This window comes from Streptomyces sp. NPDC037273 (assembly GCF_055603625.1).
In genome coordinates this window covers 525,355-540,001 of sequence record NZ_JBVJVO010000004.1, presented here as the reverse complement: position 1 = coordinate 540,001, position 14,647 = coordinate 525,355, and the positions used below count along the sequence as shown (strand labels likewise).

Here is a 14,647-nt window from a genome sequence, read left to right as displayed (position 1 = left end):
GCCGGTCGCCGCCCTTGGGGAGGCGGCGACCGGCGGTTCTTCCGTGGTGGTCTCGGGTGGTGGGTGGCGGCCGGAGCCGTCCGGTCAGAGGGCCGGGGGTACGGCCGGCTGCGACTGGGTGGCGCGGTGGATGCCGCCACCGCCGCTCGCGATGTTGTCGATGTCGAGCGGGACGATCGTCCGGCCCGGGTAGGCGGCCCGGAGGATGCCGTAGGCGACGGCGTCGGCGTGGGCGTCGCCGAACTGCGGCATGATCACTGCTCCGTTGACCGTGTAGTAGTTCGTGTAGCCGGCGAGGAAGTCGTCGCCCCGGCCGCGGATGCGGGCCCGGTCGGGGCCGGGGAGTTCGGTGACGGTGAGGCGGCGGCCCTGTGCGTCGGTCGCGCCGAGCAGGATCCGCTTGGTCTCTTCGTGGACGGCGGCCCATGGGGCGTCGGTGCCGGGGCCTGGCCGGTCCAGGAGGACGTGGCCGGGCGCGACGAAGCGGGCCAGGCAGTCGATGTGGCAGTCGGTGATGTCCTGGCCGGCGAGGCCCGGCACCCAGATCACCTGGTCGATGCCGAGGGCCGTCTTCAGTGCCTGCTCGACCTGGTCCTGGCTCATGCCGGGGTTGCGGTTGTCGTTGACCAGGGAGCTGACCGTGGCGAGCAGGGTGCCCTGGCCGTCGGTCTCCAGCGAGCCGCCCTCGCCGACGAAGCCGGCCTGGACGCGTGGGACGCCGTACTGGCCGAGCAGGGTCGCGGCGGCGGCCGCGTCGGCGGTGTGGGGCTGGGCGTACGGGGTGCCGGTCTTCCCCCAGCCGTTGAAGCGGGTGTCCACGCCCGCGACGGCGCCGGGGGCGACGACGAAGGTGGGGCCGAAGTCCCGGATCCACAGGTCGTCGTCGGGGATCTCCACCACGTCGATGCCGTAGTAGGCCCCTGCCCCGCAGGTGTAGCGCGCGTCGGCGGCCTGATCGGGCCGGGCGAGCATCACGACCGGCTCGTAGCGGGAGATCGCGTCGGCCACTCTCGCGATGTCGCCGCGGACCCGGCCGAGCCCGCCGGCCCAGACGGACGAGAGGGCGGGCCACGCCATGAAGGTCCGCACGTGCCGGCCGGTCTCCGCGGGCATCCGCAGCGCGGTGGTCCCGGTGGCGGCGCGGGCCACCGTGGGAAACGCCGATCCGAGGGCCGCGAGCGGCAGGGCCGCCGCGCCGAGCTGGAGCAGCCGGCGCCGGGTGGTCGTGGGCGTGTCCATGGGAACTCCTGCTGTGGGGGAAGTGGAGTCAGGTGCTCCCCCGCATGCTGACGCAGACTGAAAATTCAGTCAATAATCCCGGGAGGACCATGCGGGACGGGACCCGCTCCGGCGTGACGCCGCGCCTAGGGGGTGTCAGGCCCGTCGGTAGTGGTCGAACGCCGCCGTGACGGGGCCGCCGTCCGTCTGTGCCTCGATCAGCCGTACGACGACGAGGTCCCGGCCGTCGGCGCTCCGGACGCAGAAGGGGCGCTCGTCGGCGACGTCCGCGAAGGCGACCTTGGTGACCGGCTCCGTCTCGATCCCGCGCACGCAGTCGGCGGGGCTGAGGTCGTCCCCCGAGGCGACGAAGGCGTCGCTGTCCTCGGGGAGCACGAATTCGGACTTCTCGCGGGCCAGGTACCAGGTGGCGGTGTCCGAGGGGACGACCTTCCCCGCCTTCAGGTCGAACTCGTAGGTGGCGTCGGGCGAGGTCAGCTCGACGCTCTTGCCGCCGGGGACGTAGACGGCCGCGCTGTCCGGCCCGTCGTGACCGTCCGCCCCCGCCGGCTCCGTGAGCGCGTAGACCGCGCCACCGGCCAGGAGGAGCACCGCGAGCACCACCGACACCGTCACGGCCCGGCGGCGGCCCCGCTTCGGGGCGCGGCGCGAGGGCGGTCCGCTGGTGGCGGGCCCCTCCCCCGCGACCGGAGGGGCGGCCGGGGGCGGGGCCGCGAGGGTCGGCTGGGCGTAGACCGGCGCGGGCGTTCCCGTTCCCGACCGTCCCGGCATCGGCGTACCGGGAGCCGGCGGTACGGCCCGTCCCGCCACCTCGCTGGAGATCGACTGCGGCAGCCAGCCCTCGCCGAACTCGGGGCGGGGACCGACCAGCGGGTGGGCGTGCACGGCCGCCATGAGCTCCGTCGTGGTGGGGCGGTCCTCGGGGCGCTTGGCGAGGCACCAGGCGACCAGGTCCCGCAGCTCGTGGGGCACCCGGTCGAGGTCGGGGTGCTCGTGGACCACGCGGTAGAGGGCCGCGGACTCGGGGCCGCCGCCGAAGGGGGTCTCGCCGCCCGACACGTACGCGATGAGCGCGCCGAGCGCGAAGACGTCGGTGGCCGGGGAGACCGGGCGGCCGAGGGCCTGCTCGGGGGCCATGTAGGCGGCGGTGCCGACACTGAGGCCGTTGCCGGTCAGGGCGACGGCGTCGGCCGCACGGGCGATGCCGAAGTCGATGACCCGGGGGCCGTCCTCGGCGATCAGGACGTTGGCCGGCTTGAGGTCGCGGTGGACGACGCCGGCCCCGTGGATCGCCTGGAGGGCCTCCGCGATGCCGGCCACCAGGAGCAGGACCGTGCGGACCGGGAGCGGGCCGTGCCGGTGGACGACCTGGTGGAGGGAGGGCCCGGGGACGTAGGCGGTGGCGAACCAGGGGGTCGGGGCGTCGACACCGGAGGCGACGACCTGGGCGGTGAACAGTCCGTGGATGCGTTCGGCGCTGGCCACTTCCTGGGCGAAGCGCATGCGGAACTCGGGGTCGCCCGCGAACTCGTCCCGTACGACCTTCAGGGCGATCGGGCGGCCGCCGGGGGTGTGCGCCAGGTACACCACGCCCATGCCGCCGGAGCCGAGGCGGGCCTGGAGGCGGTAGCCGCCGATCTCGCGGGGGTCGTCGGCCGTCAGCGCCGCGTGAGCAGGCTGTACACCGGGAAGCTGAGCGGACATGCGGTGGCTCTTTCGAGGGAGGGAACGGTGGGCGCGGGGTCGACGGACGGAACTCGCGCATCGTGCCCTCTAACTAAAGATTCAGTCAATATGCCACACTGTTGGTTCAGACCACTCACAAGGGGGATCGCGTGTCGACGGACCGCCGTAGAGCCATCCTGGAAGCTGCCGCCCGGGTCATAGCCCGGCGAGGGGTACGCGGGCTCCGCATGGAGGAGCTGGCGACCGAAGCCGGGGTGTCCACCGCGCTGATCTATTACCACTTCAAGGACCGGGCCGGCATCCTGCGCCACACCCTGGAGTTCATCAGCGACCGGGCCGACCGCTACACGTCCGAGGACGAGGACGAGGCCGACGGGCCCTGCGACGCCCGGCAGGAGCTGGAACAGACCCTGCTGCTGGAATTCCAGGACCTCCCCGAGGTCCGCGAGAACAGTACGGCCTGGGGCGAACTGCGCGCCAGCGCCGTCTTCGAGCCCGAGCTCCGCGCCGAACTGGCCAGGGCCACGCTGGCCTGGATCCACGATGTCGCCGACCTCCTGGGCCGCATCAGGCCGACCGTCCCCGCACCGGCCCTGACCGCGTCCGCGGAACGGCTCACGGCACTCCTTGAGGGCCTCAGCACCCGCTGGCTGAGCGGCGCCCTGCCGCTGACCCACGCCCGCGAGCTGACCAAGGAAGCGGTCACGGTGGAGTTGGAGCGGCTGAGCCGCTGACGGGCGCGGGCCGGACCACCGGGGAGGGGCCGGCCGCGACCGGGTGCCGTGACGGGGGCTTCGTACGGCACCGCCTCGCGCCGGAATTTGACTGAATATTCAGTCAGTGTCAGAGTGACGACACGAAAGCCGCATCCCCACTCGCGGTACCGGCGAATCCCGGGACGGTACGTGCACCCTGTTCACGGAGCGTGCACGAGCGCGGGCCACTCGCCTCGCCACCCGACACCCCTCCCCCGCCGGATGCCCGGTCCCGCCAGCACACGATCGGAGACCCCACATGTCCGACCTTCCCTCCCGCCGCACGACCCTGCGCGTTCTCGCCGGACTCGGCGCGCTCACGCTCGGCGCCACGGCGTGCGGCCCCGGTGGCTCCGGTGACCCGGGCCGCTCGGCCGGCCCCTCCACCGGCCAGGCGGCGCCCTCGGACGAGGACCGCCGCATGCCGGCCGAGTGGGAGAGCCACGCCCGCACCTTCATGTCGTGGCCGGCGCTCGAGTCCGTCTGGGAGGACGACCTCCCCTACGTGCGCGAGGACATCGCCCGGGTCGCCCGCGCCATCTCCGAGTACGAGTACGTCGTGATGATGGCCCGGCCGAACCAGCGGGCCGCCGCCCAGAAGCTCTGCGGCTCCGGCGTCGAGGTCATCGACATGCCGGTCGACGACCTGTGGGCCCGTGACACGGTCCCCGTCTTCGTCGAGCAGGACGGCAAGGTCGAGGGAGTCGACTTCAACTTCAACGGCTGGGGCAACAAGCAGACCCACAACAACGACGCCCAGGTCGGCCGGCTCCTGCTCCGCAAGTACGGGATCCCGCGCATCCAGGCGCCGCTCGTCGCCGAGGGCGGCTCCTTCGAGACCGACGGCGAGGGCACCCTCCTGATCACGGAGAGCTCGATCGTCAACGACAACCGCAACCGCGGCAAGTCGCGCGCCCAGATCGAGGACGAGCTCAAGGAACTGCTCGGCATGGACAAGGTGATCTGGCTGAAGGGCGTGCGCGGCGAGGACATCACCGACGCCCACGTCGACAGTCTCGTCCGGTTCACCGCGCCCGGCGTGATCCTCCTGGACCGCGCCTTCCCCGGCATGCCCGCCGACTCCTGGTCGCGCTCCTCGGACCAGGCCATGTCCGTCCTGAGCGAGGCGACCGACGCCCAGGGCCGCGAGTTCGAGATCATCGACCTCCCGCAGCCCGACCCCGACCTGGTCACCGGCTACACCGACGACTTCCTGTCGACCTACGCCAACTTCTACATCGGCAACGACGCCCTCTACATGCCGAAGTTCGGCGACAGGAAGGCCGACGACCGGGCGCGCGGCATCCTCCAGGACCAGTTCCCCAAGCGGAAGATCGTGCAGCTCAGCATCGACACCATCGCCACCGGAGGCGGCGGTATCCACTGCGCCACCCACGACCAGCCCGGCAAGCCGGTCGACTGACCCACGAAACACCAGGAGCCTCCATGTCCTCCCCCCGACGCATCAAGCCCAGCCGGGGCCGCATCCTCCCGGCCGTGGTGGCCTGCTGTCTGGTCGTCGCCGCCATCGCCCTCGGGTCCTGGCTGCAGTTCGGCGAGCGGCAGGCCCTGGACCGGGTGTACAGCGCGGGCGGTTCGGAGCCGGACCGGGTGGACATCGAGGCCTCCATCCAGCGGGTGGACGCCGCCGGCCGGGAGCTGACGCTCCGGGTGCTCGTCACCCCGCGGGGGGAGCTCGCCGAGGCCGGCGGGGTCTCCCCCACCGAGGACCTGACGCTCCAGACCTCGACGTCCACCCGGGGTGACCTGTCGTTCAAGGCGCACAGCAGGATCGCGACCATGGACCTGCCCGTCTCGCTGAGGGGCGGCTCGATCACGGACTACCCCTTCGACGCGTACACCGCCGCCATCGAGTTCAGTGCCACCCAGGGCGGCGAGAAGGTCCCGGTCCACATGACGCTGACCAACGCCGACGCCCTCTTCTCGGCCGGGGTGGACGCGGCGTCGGACAAGGGGACCGCGGTCTTCGACGTCGAGCTCGCGCGGTCCAACAGCGTGCTGATCTTCGCCGTCTTCATGATGGCCGCCATGTGGGCGCTCGCCCTCGCGGTCTTCACCGGGTCCTGGTTCCTGGTGACCCGGCGGATGGGCCTGACCTGGCCGGCGCTCGGCTGGATGGCGGCCACGCTCTTCGCCCTCGCGGCCTTCCGCAACACGGCCCCGGGCGCGCCGCCCATCGGCTCCCTCCTGGACTACGTCGCCTTCCTGTGGGCCGAGACCGTCGTCGCCTTCTGTCTCGTCACGGTGGTGGCCACCGGCTTCAGGAACGAGCGCCGGGCGGCGAAGGAGGCCTCCTAGACGGAGTGCGGAGCCGGTGGACCCGGGCGCGTCGGCGCCCGGGTCCACCGGCTCTGACACGATGGCCCGATGGCTGACACAGAGACCGCCGGCGGCGACGACCAGGGGTCGGCGGCGCCGGTGCGGCGGCGCCGGCGCGATCCCGAGTGGACGTACGCGGCGCTGGTGAACGCGCTGCTCGAACTGATCTCCGAGACCGGGCGCGAGCCCACCCGGAAGGCGATCGCCGAGCGTGCCGGGGTGTCCGAGCGGACGGTGTTCGTGCACTTCGCCGACCGCGAGACGCTGTACGTGGCGGCGGCCCGGCGGCAGGCCGAGCGCTGGCGCGCGCACGCGGAGCCCGTGCCCTCCACGGGGGAGACGGCACGGAAGGTGCGGGCGCTGCTCGTCCAGCGCGGCCGAATGTACGAGGTGATGACGCCGATCCGCAAGATCGGGCTCGGTCTCGAAGCGGACTCGCCGGGGCTGCGCCGGGTGATGGCCGAGGGGGACGCCTGGCTGCGGGCCGATCTCGCCGCGGTGTTCGCGCCGGAGCTGGCCGGGGATCCGGGCGCCGAGCGGGCCGGCGGGCTGCTCGACGCGGTGGAGGCCGCCTCGTCCTGGGCGGCCTGGGATCACCTGCGGACCAGGCGGGGCCTGGACGAGGCGGCGACCAGGGAGGCGCTCGGGCGCACCCTCGGGGCGCTGCTCGGGGTGGGTCCCGGGTCGGCGGCGGGGCATCCGGAGGCGCCGACCCCTTGACTCGTATTGCAGTCCGACTGCAATAGTGGGCGCCCTACCGAGAAGGGGCGCACCGCCATGACTCCGATGAACCGGCGCGGCTTCACCGTCGCCGCGATGGGCGCGGCAGCGGCCGCCGTATCGCTGAACCCGCAGACCGCCGAGGCCCTCGACGGGCGCCTCCCCCTCGACGCGCGGACGCCCACGGCGACGGGCGGGCTGCCCTACGACGACAAGGCCGACTTCGCCGACGCCGATCGCGGCTTCATCGCGGCCTTCACCGGCGGGCCGATCACCAACGCCGCGGGAAAGACCGTCTGGGACCCCGCCGCCTACGGCTTCCTCGCCGACGCGAAGGACGACGCGACCGCCCCCGGCACCGTCGACCCGAGCCTGTGGCGACAGGCGCGACTGCTGTCACGCCAGGGGCTCTATCAGGTCACCGACCGGATCTACCAGGTCAGAGGCCTGGACCTGTCCAACATGACGATCGTCGAGGGCGACACCGGCATCATCGTCATCGACCCGCTGATCTCGGCGGAGACGGCCGCGGCGGCCCTGCGGCTCTACCGCGACCACCGCGGCGACCGCCCGGTCCGCGCCATGATCTACACCCATCCGCACGTCGACCACTTCGGCGGCTGCCGCGGTGTGCTGCCGAACGGGGCCGGGGACGTGCCCGTACTCGCCCCGAAGGGCTTCATGGAGCACGCGGTCAGCGAGAACGTGTACGTCGGCACCGCGATGGCCCGCCGCGCCGCCTACATGTACGGCTCGACGCTGCCGAAGAACGCGGGCGCCCAGGTCGGCTGCGGTCTCGGGCTCACGGTCTCGCTCGGCACCGTCGGGCTCATCGCGCCCACCCGGTCGATCGCCGCCACCGGCGAGGAGGTCACCCTGGACGGGGTGCGCATCCGGTTCCAGATGACGCCGGGGACCGAGTGCCAGGAGGAGATGAACTTCCTCTTCCCCGACCTGCGCGCGGTCTGCATGGCGGAGAACGCCACCCACACCATGCACAACATTCTCACCCTCCGTGGCGCCCAGGTCCGCGACGCGCACGCCTGGGCCGGCTACCTCACCGAGTCGATCGGCCTCTACACCGGCGCCGCCGACGTCGCCTTCGCCTCCCACCACTGGCCCACCTGGGGCAACGACGCCATCGTCGGCCTGCTCACCCACCAGCGCGACCTCTACGGCTACCTGCACGACCAGACGGTCCGGCTGATCAACCAGGGGCGGACCGGCACCGAGATCGCGGAGACGTTCCGGCTGCCTCCCCAGCTCGAAGGCGTCTGGGCGAACCGCGGCTACTACGGCTCGCTCAGCCACAACGTCAAGGCCGTCTACCAGCGGTACATGGGCTGGTTCGACGGCAACCCGGCCCATCTGTGGCAGCACCCCCCGGTCGAGGAGGCCCGTCGCTGGGTGGAGTCCCTCGGCGGCCAGGCCGCGACCCGCGCCCGCGCCCGTCACTACGCCGACCGGGGCGATCTGCGCTTCGCCGTCACGCTGCTCAACCACGCGGTCTTCAACGACCCGGACGACGCCCGGGCCAAGCGCCAGCTCGCCGGGCTCTACACCCGCCTGGGCCGCTCCGTGGAGAACGCCGTATGGCGGAACTTCTACCTCACCGGCGCCCAGGAGCTCCTGCACGGCATCACCCCGCACGCCACCGCCACCCTCGGCCCGGACATGTACATGGCCCTGTCCATCGGCCAGATCATCGACAGCCTCGCCGTCCGCGTCGACGGGCCGAAGGCCTGGTCGCTCCGGCTCGCGATCGACTGGCGGATCGGCGCCGACTACTGGCACCTGCGCCTCGGCAACGGCCTGCTGACCTGGACCGCAGGCACCCGTCCCGCCCCCGACGCCGGTCTGACCATGACGATGACCAAGCCCCAACTCCTCACCCTGCTCGCCGGGAAGGGCACCGCCGGCATCACCATGACCGGCGACCCGGCTCTCCTCACCCGGCTCCTCGGCGTCCTCGACACCCCTGACACGGACTTCCCGATCGTCACGCCCTGATGCGCTCACTCGGCGTACGGAAGCGGTCCTCACGTGTGATCGTGCGGGTGGATGAGGGGCCGTCTTCCGCATGGCTGGTGCATACCGGCGGCTTCCGGTGCATGCTGTGCAGCAAGAGCGTTCGAGTTGCTGTGTGGAGGCCGAAAGAGTGAACGGCGGCAACCGGAGGCGGCGCGTGAGCAGCCGGGCTTCGGGTGGGCGGAGCTCGGCGGTGCGCCGGTCGGGGGGTGCCCGCGGGCGGTCCGCCAAGGGTGGCGGCGGCGTTCCGCTTGACCGGCTGTCCACCCGGGGGCGGCTCGCCTGGCTGAACTCCGCCGGGGCCCGGATCGGGACGACCCTGGACCTGGAGCGCACAGCCCGGGAGCTGGCCGAGTTCACCGTGCCGGGCTTCGCCGACGGGGCCGCCGTCGACATCCTGGAGAGCGTCCTGCGCGGCGAGGAGGGCTCACGCTGGACCGGTACGGGCGTCCCGCCGATGCGGGCGGCCGCACTGTCCGCCATCGAGGCGCTGTCCACCCTGGAGCCGACACCGGTGGGCGAGACGTTCGTACGGGCCGAGGAGCAGCACGAGACGCTGCTCCACCAGTACTGCCTGCGGCAGGGCAAACCGGTCCTGCTCAGCCGCATGCGCAACGACGACTTCATCAAGGTGGCGCCCACGCCGAGTGCCGCCGCGAAGATGCGCGCCGCCGGGGTGCACACCTATCTGGCGGTGCCCCTGATCGCCCGCGGGCTGCTGCTCGGCAGCGCCGACTTCGTACGCGGCGAGGGATCGCCGCCGTTCTCGGCCACCGACCTCGCGCTCGCCGAGCAGCTCGCCTCGCAGGCCGCCGTCTTCATCGACAACGCCCGGCTCTACGGGCGCGAGCGCCAGCACGTCGTGTCCTTGCAGCGCAGCCTGCTGCCGCGCGCGACCCCGGTCACCCCGGGCCTGCGGGTGCACGCCGAGTACGCCCCCTCCACCGGTCACCACGAGGTCGGCGGCGACTGGTACGACGTGATGGCGCTGCCCGGCGGCCGTACGGCCCTGATGGTGGGCGACGTCATGGGACACGGGCTGCCCGCCGCCGCCACGATGGGACGGCTCCGGGCGGTCGCCCGCACCCTGATGACCCTGGACATGGCTCCGGAGCGGGTCCTCGCCCGGCTCGACCTCGCCACCCGCGACCTGGAGGACGAACAGGTCGCCACCTGTCTCTGCGCGGTCTACGACCCGGCCGATTCCACCTACACCCTCGCCAGCGCCGGGCACCTGCCCCCACTGCTCCTCGACGGACACGGCTCCGCCGAGCTCGTGGACGTGCCGACCGGTGCGCCGCTCGGAGCGGGGGTGATCCCGTACGACCCGGTCCGCGTGAAGGTCCCCGAAGGCGGCCACCTGGTCATGTACACCGACGGCCTGGTGAAGTCCCGGCACGCGGACATCGACCACCAGCTCGACCTGCTGCGCTCGGCCGCGCGCACCCTCGCCCCCGGCGCCCTCGCCGGCGGCGGCCTGGTGGACTGCGCGCCGGCCGGCGACACCCGCTTCGACGAGGCGGTGCTCCTCACGGCGACGACCGCCGTGACCACGACGGCCACGGCCACGACGTCGACCGCCGCCACCCCCTCGGGGCTGGCGGCGGTCTCCGGCACCACGGTCGACCTCCACGTCTGGCAACTGCCCCGCGAGGGCCGCGCCGCCTCGGTCGCCCGCGGCCTGGTCACCGAGCAGCTCGCCACGTGGGGCCTGACCGAGCTCGCCGACGTCTGCGAGCTCGTCGTCTCCGAACTCGTCGGCAACGCCCTCCGCTACGGCAACGGACCCGGCGAACTCCGGCTCCTGCGCGGCGAACGCCTCGTCGTGGAGGTCTCTGACACCGGCCCCGACCTGCCCCAGATCCAGCACGCCGACCTGAGCGACGAAGGCGGCCGCGGCCTCCAGCTCATCAACATGCTGTGCAGACGCTGGGGTTCCTGCCGCACCGTCACCGGCAAGGTCGTGTGGGCGGAGCAGAACCTGTACTCCTGACCACAAGACCGGGCCGCGGGGCGGTCTAGCGCCCTTGGAGGGCCTTGACGTTGTTGCCGAACGTCCAGTTCTTCGAGCCGTCCCAGTTGGCCGACCAGGTCATCAGGCCCTTGAGGGAACCGCCGTAGTGGTTCCAGGCCTGGGCGACGGCGCTCGGCGCCATGTGGCCGCCGCCCGCGCCGGGTTGGGCGGGGAGGCCGGGGACCTGCTTGTCGTAGGGGACGCGGATGGTGGTGCCCTGGATGACGAGGCCGCGGTTGAGGCAGTCGGTCTGCGCGATGAAACCGGTGACGGTGCCGGCGGAGTAGGAGTCGCCGGAGCATCCGTACATGCTGCCGTTGTAGTACTGCATGTTGAGCCACCAGAGGCGGCCGTTGTCGGCGTACTTCTTCACGATGGGGAGGTAGGCGCCCCAGATGGAGCCGTAGGCGACGCTGCCGCCCGTGACGTAGGCGGTCTCCGGGGCCATGGTGAGGCCGAAGCCCGCGGGCATGCGGGCGAGGACTCCGTCGATGATGCGCACGAGGTTGGCCTGGGAGGGGGAGAGGGTGTTGATGGAGCCGCTGCCGACGAGGCCGGTCTCGATGTCGATGTCGATGCCGTCGAAGTTGTACGTCTTGAGGATCGGTACGACGGTCGCGATGAACCGGTCGGCGACGGCGGTCGAGCTGAGGTCGATGCCGGCGGTGGCGCCGCCGATGGAGAGCAGGAGGGTGGCTCCGGCGGCCTTCGCGCGGCACATCTCGGCCGGGGTGGGGACGCGGACGGTGCTGTCCATGCCGTCCTCCCAGAGCACGGTGCCGTCCGAACGGATCACGGGGAAGGCCGCGTTGAGGACGTTGTAGCCGTGGGCGGCGAAGCGCGGGTCGTCGATGGGGGCCCAGCCGAACGGCGGGTGGACACCGTTGGCCGAGCCGTCCCAGTTCTCCCAGTACCCCTGGAGCACCTTTCCGGCGGGCTTCGGCTTGAGGGCGCAGGTCTCGGCCGCCGGGGCCGCGACGGCGGGGGACGGGACGAGGGCGGCGGCCGCGAGGGCGGTGGCGGCGAGCAGGGTGCTGAGACCCGCTCCGAGGACGCGGGTGATCCGGGAACCTGGCATGCGGTGCTCCTGAGGACGTGGGGTGTTCCTAGGCTTCGCGCGCGCTCCAGCAGACCGTAGGTTGGTCCAGACCTTTCGTCAACAGCCCTTGCAAGGAGTGGTGTGGGAAGAACCTCCTTGGGGTGTCAGGTGCGCTCGTGCCCTCGGGACGCCCCGGTCGCCGCGCCGATGACGCCCGCGAGGAGCAGGACGCCGGCCGCGCACCACAGGGTGGCGGAGTAGCCCGCGAGGACCGCCGCGTCGGTGTGGGTGGCGATCGCGGCCACGGAGTCCGGGAAGTCGTACGGGTCGAGCAGGTTGCCGCTCTGGGCCGCCCGCCGCAGCGCCTCCGGTACCGCCGAGACGCCGATCAGCCGGTCCGAGATCACCGTGGAGAGGACGGTGCCGACCAGCGGGGCGGCGAGGAGGGTACCGAGGTTCTGGACGGTGAGGACGACGGCGGCGGTGCCGCCGGGGTTGCGCGCGAGGGCCGGGCCGGAGGCGATCTCGACGAGCGGGGCGAGCGCGAGGCCGAGGCCGGCCCCGACGAGCAGGAGGGACGGCAGGAGCACCCCGCTGTACGAGCTGTCCAGCTCGAGGCGGCTCAGCAGGGCCGTGCCCACCGCCGCGACGAGCAGCCCCGAACCGATCAGGAGGCCGGGCGCGACGCGGTGCCTCAGGCGGGCGGCGACCTGGGTGGAGACGATCAGGAGGGCGACCGCCATGGGCAGCAGGCCCGTGCCGATCTGGATCGGCGCGTAGAACCTGCCACTGGTCAGATAGCGGAAGAGGACCAGGAACATGCCCTCGGTGCCAACGCCCACGAGGAGCAGGGCGAAGAGGGACCCGAGGCGCCCGCGGTCCTGGAACACCTGAGGCGGGACGAGGGAGTCGTTCGTACGGCTCTGCCACCAGACGAAGGCACCGAGCAGGCCCGCGCCCACCACGAGCAGGAGCACCGCGAGGGGCGTGGCCCAGCCGCCCTCCTGCGAACCGCCGGAGCCGTACCTCGTCTGCGCCGCGTCGAGGCCGTACGCGAGGGCCGCGAGTCCGCCGGTGCCGAGCAGGACGCCCGGCACGTCGAAGCGGACGGGCGCACCCGGGCGGCGGTCTTCGTCGAGGCGGTTGACGACGGCGATCGCGAGGGCGGCGAGCGGCACCATGATGTAGTAGCACCAGCGCCAGCTCATGCTCTCGATCAGCCAGCCGCTCGCGTACTGGCCGATCGCGAGCCCGCCGCCGGCGAGGGCGGCGTAGAGGCCGAAGGCCTGGCCGCGTTCCTTCGGTTCTGGGAAGCCGGCGATGACCAGGGCGAGGGCCGCGGCGGAGACCAGGGCGGCGGACACGCCTTGCAGGATCTCCGCCGCGACGAGCAGCGCGGTGGCGGGCGCGAGTCCGCCGACGACGGAGGCCGCGGCCGAACCGGCGAGGCCGACGATCAGGGTCTTCTTGCGGCCGATGAGGTCGGTGAGGTGTCCGCCGAAGGGCATCAGCGCGCCGAAGGCCAGGACCTCGGCGAGGATGATGGTCCACCGGTCGTCGGCGCTCATGCCCAGATCGTGCGTCGCGACGGGCAGTGCGGCGTAGCCGGCGGACGCACCGATCGCCACCAGGAGCTGGGCCAGGACGACCGCCGCGAGTCCCCGCCACCGCCTGAGGGACGCGCCCGGCACTCCGGCCGGTGTCGTGACGGCCGGCCCGGCGTCCGGCGCGGCGCCGGTGGGCGGCCCGAATCCGGGTGGTGACTGGTGGCCGACCGGTGCCGTGGGGGCGTACGCGGGCGGCCGCGGGATCGGCTGCGGCTGGGACGGAATGCGCGGGTCCTGCGGTCGCGCGGGCTCGGTGACCCGCGTCTCGGGCGCGAAGTCGAGCAACTTGGCCGCATGGCGGCCGAGTTGGGCGAGTACGGAGCCGGGGAGCCATTCCTCGGTCCGGTCGGGGACGGTGTGCGCGGCCACGTCGGCGGGGGTCGGCCGCCGCGCCGGGTCCTTGTCCAGGCAGGCGCGGACGAGTGCGAGGAGGGAGTCGGGGACGCCGCTCAGGTCGGGTTCGTCCTCCGCGATCCGGAAGAGGTGCGCGTGGAGGCCGGTGTCCGTGGCGCCGAAGAGCAGCCGGCCGGTGGCGGCGTAGACGAGGACGGCGCCCAGGCAGAACACGTCGCTGGCCGGGGTCAGTTCGAGGCCGCGCACCTGCTCGGGCGACATGAAGCCGGGCGAGCCGATCAGCATCCCGGTGCGGGTGCGCAGGTTGTCGCCGCCCAGGCCGTCCATGGCGCGCGCGATGCCGAAGTCGATGACGCGCGGACCGTCCACCGTCACCAGGACGTTGGACGGTTTCAGGTCGCGGTGGATGAGGCCGGCGCCGTGCACCGACTGGAGGGCGGTGGCGAGCCGGTGGGCGAGGGTGCGGACCGAGTGCTCGGGCAGCGGCCCGAAGTCCCTGGCGACGACGGTCGTCAGGTCGGGGCCGGGGATGTACTGGGTCGCCACCCAGGGCACCGGCGCCTCGGTGTCGGCGTCGAGGACGGCGGCGGTCCAGTCGCCGCCGACCCGCCGGGCCGCCGCGACCTCGCGCGCGAACCTCGCCCGGAATTCGGGGTGCTGGGCGTGTTCGGCCTGCACCACCTTCACCGCGACCGTCCGCCCGGCTTCCGACCGCCCGAGGTACACCAGGCCCATCCCGCCCTCGCCCAGGCGGGCGATGAGGCGGTACGGGCCGATGCGCGTCGGGTCTTCGGTGATCAACTGGTCCACGCCAGTAACATAGTTGAGGCCGCCGCTCCCCGTACCGGATCAGCGCGAACCAGGG

At 72.8% G+C, this 14,647-nt stretch carries 10 protein-coding genes; 6 read left to right on the top strand and 4 right to left on the bottom strand.

Features of this window, described 5'->3' with window-relative positions; all coding sequences use genetic code 11:
- Positions 1-84: 84 nt before the first annotated feature.
- Both ACZ7G1_RS14580 and ACZ7G1_RS14575 read right to left on the bottom strand, forming a co-directional pair.
- Entirely contained in the window at positions 85-1,239 is a 1,155-nt protein-coding gene (locus tag ACZ7G1_RS14580; protein WP_470879708.1) for an agmatine deiminase family protein, read from the bottom strand.
- A gap of 135 nt (positions 1,240-1,374) precedes the next feature.
- A complete protein-coding gene (locus tag ACZ7G1_RS14575) occupies positions 1,375-2,943 on the bottom strand; it encodes a serine/threonine-protein kinase (RefSeq protein WP_470879706.1) in 1,569 nt (522 codons plus the stop codon).
- Positions 2,944-3,074: 131 nt separating this feature from the next.
- On the opposite strand from ACZ7G1_RS14575, the gene ACZ7G1_RS14570 reads away from it, so the two are divergent.
- From ACZ7G1_RS14570 to ACZ7G1_RS14545, 6 genes are all read left to right on the top strand, one after another.
- Positions 3,075-3,659, top strand: coding sequence for a TetR/AcrR family transcriptional regulator (locus ACZ7G1_RS14570; RefSeq protein ID WP_470879705.1), 585 nt, complete (start codon positions 3,075-3,077; stop codon positions 3,657-3,659).
- 280 nt (positions 3,660-3,939) lie between these two features.
- Positions 3,940-5,103 (top strand): agmatine deiminase family protein, encoded by a 1,164-nt coding sequence (locus ACZ7G1_RS14565; RefSeq protein ID WP_470879704.1) that lies wholly within the window; start codon positions 3,940-3,942, stop codon positions 5,101-5,103.
- A gap of 23 nt (positions 5,104-5,126) precedes the next feature.
- Positions 5,127-5,999, top strand: a complete 873-nt coding sequence (locus ACZ7G1_RS14560; RefSeq protein WP_470879703.1) for a DUF4436 family protein — start codon at positions 5,127-5,129, stop codon at positions 5,997-5,999.
- 69 nt (positions 6,000-6,068) lie between these two features.
- Positions 6,069-6,740, top strand: coding sequence for a TetR/AcrR family transcriptional regulator (locus tag ACZ7G1_RS14555; protein WP_470879702.1), 672 nt, complete (start codon positions 6,069-6,071; stop codon positions 6,738-6,740).
- Between the two features lie 57 nt (positions 6,741-6,797).
- Positions 6,798-8,750 carry an alkyl/aryl-sulfatase gene (locus ACZ7G1_RS14550; RefSeq protein WP_470879701.1) on the top strand — a complete coding sequence of 651 codons (1,953 nt, stop codon included), beginning with the start codon at positions 6,798-6,800 and terminating at the stop codon, positions 8,748-8,750.
- A gap of 148 nt (positions 8,751-8,898) precedes the next feature.
- Positions 8,899-10,761 carry an ATP-binding SpoIIE family protein phosphatase gene (locus ACZ7G1_RS14545; protein ID WP_470879815.1) on the top strand — a complete coding sequence of 621 codons (1,863 nt, stop codon included), beginning with the start codon at positions 8,899-8,901 and terminating at the stop codon, positions 10,759-10,761.
- A 25-nt stretch (positions 10,762-10,786) separates the two neighbouring features.
- Here the strand turns inward: ACZ7G1_RS14545 and ACZ7G1_RS14540 are convergent, their stop codons facing one another.
- Positions 10,787-11,860: a chitinase gene (locus ACZ7G1_RS14540; protein WP_470879699.1), complete on the bottom strand. Its 1,074-nt coding sequence runs from the start codon at positions 11,858-11,860 to the stop codon at positions 10,787-10,789.
- Positions 11,861-11,985: 125 nt separating this feature from the next.
- Entirely contained in the window at positions 11,986-14,592 is a 2,607-nt protein-coding gene (locus tag ACZ7G1_RS14535; RefSeq protein ID WP_470879697.1) for an MDR family MFS transporter, read from the bottom strand.
- Between the last annotated feature and the right edge of the window lie 55 nt (positions 14,593-14,647).

What these genes read in the sequence shown, in the direction of transcription:
- ACZ7G1_RS14580 (WP_470879708.1), bottom strand. Translation starts at nt 1,239, where the DNA reads ATGGACACGCCCACGACCACCCGGCGCCGGCTGCTCCAGCTCGGCGCG.
- ACZ7G1_RS14575 (WP_470879706.1), bottom strand. Translation starts at nt 2,943, where the DNA reads ATGTCCGCTCAGCTTCCCGGTGTACAGCCTGCTCACGCGGCGCTGACG.
- ACZ7G1_RS14565 (WP_470879704.1), top strand. Translation starts at nt 3,940, where the DNA reads ATGTCCGACCTTCCCTCCCGCCGCACGACCCTGCGCGTTCTCGCCGGA.
- ACZ7G1_RS14560 (WP_470879703.1), top strand. Translation starts at nt 5,127, where the DNA reads ATGTCCTCCCCCCGACGCATCAAGCCCAGCCGGGGCCGCATCCTCCCG.
- ACZ7G1_RS14555 (WP_470879702.1), top strand. Translation starts at nt 6,069, where the DNA reads ATGGCTGACACAGAGACCGCCGGCGGCGACGACCAGGGGTCGGCGGCG.
- ACZ7G1_RS14550 (WP_470879701.1), top strand. Translation starts at nt 6,798, where the DNA reads ATGACTCCGATGAACCGGCGCGGCTTCACCGTCGCCGCGATGGGCGCG.
- ACZ7G1_RS14540 (WP_470879699.1), bottom strand. Translation starts at nt 11,860, where the DNA reads ATGCCAGGTTCCCGGATCACCCGCGTCCTCGGAGCGGGTCTCAGCACC.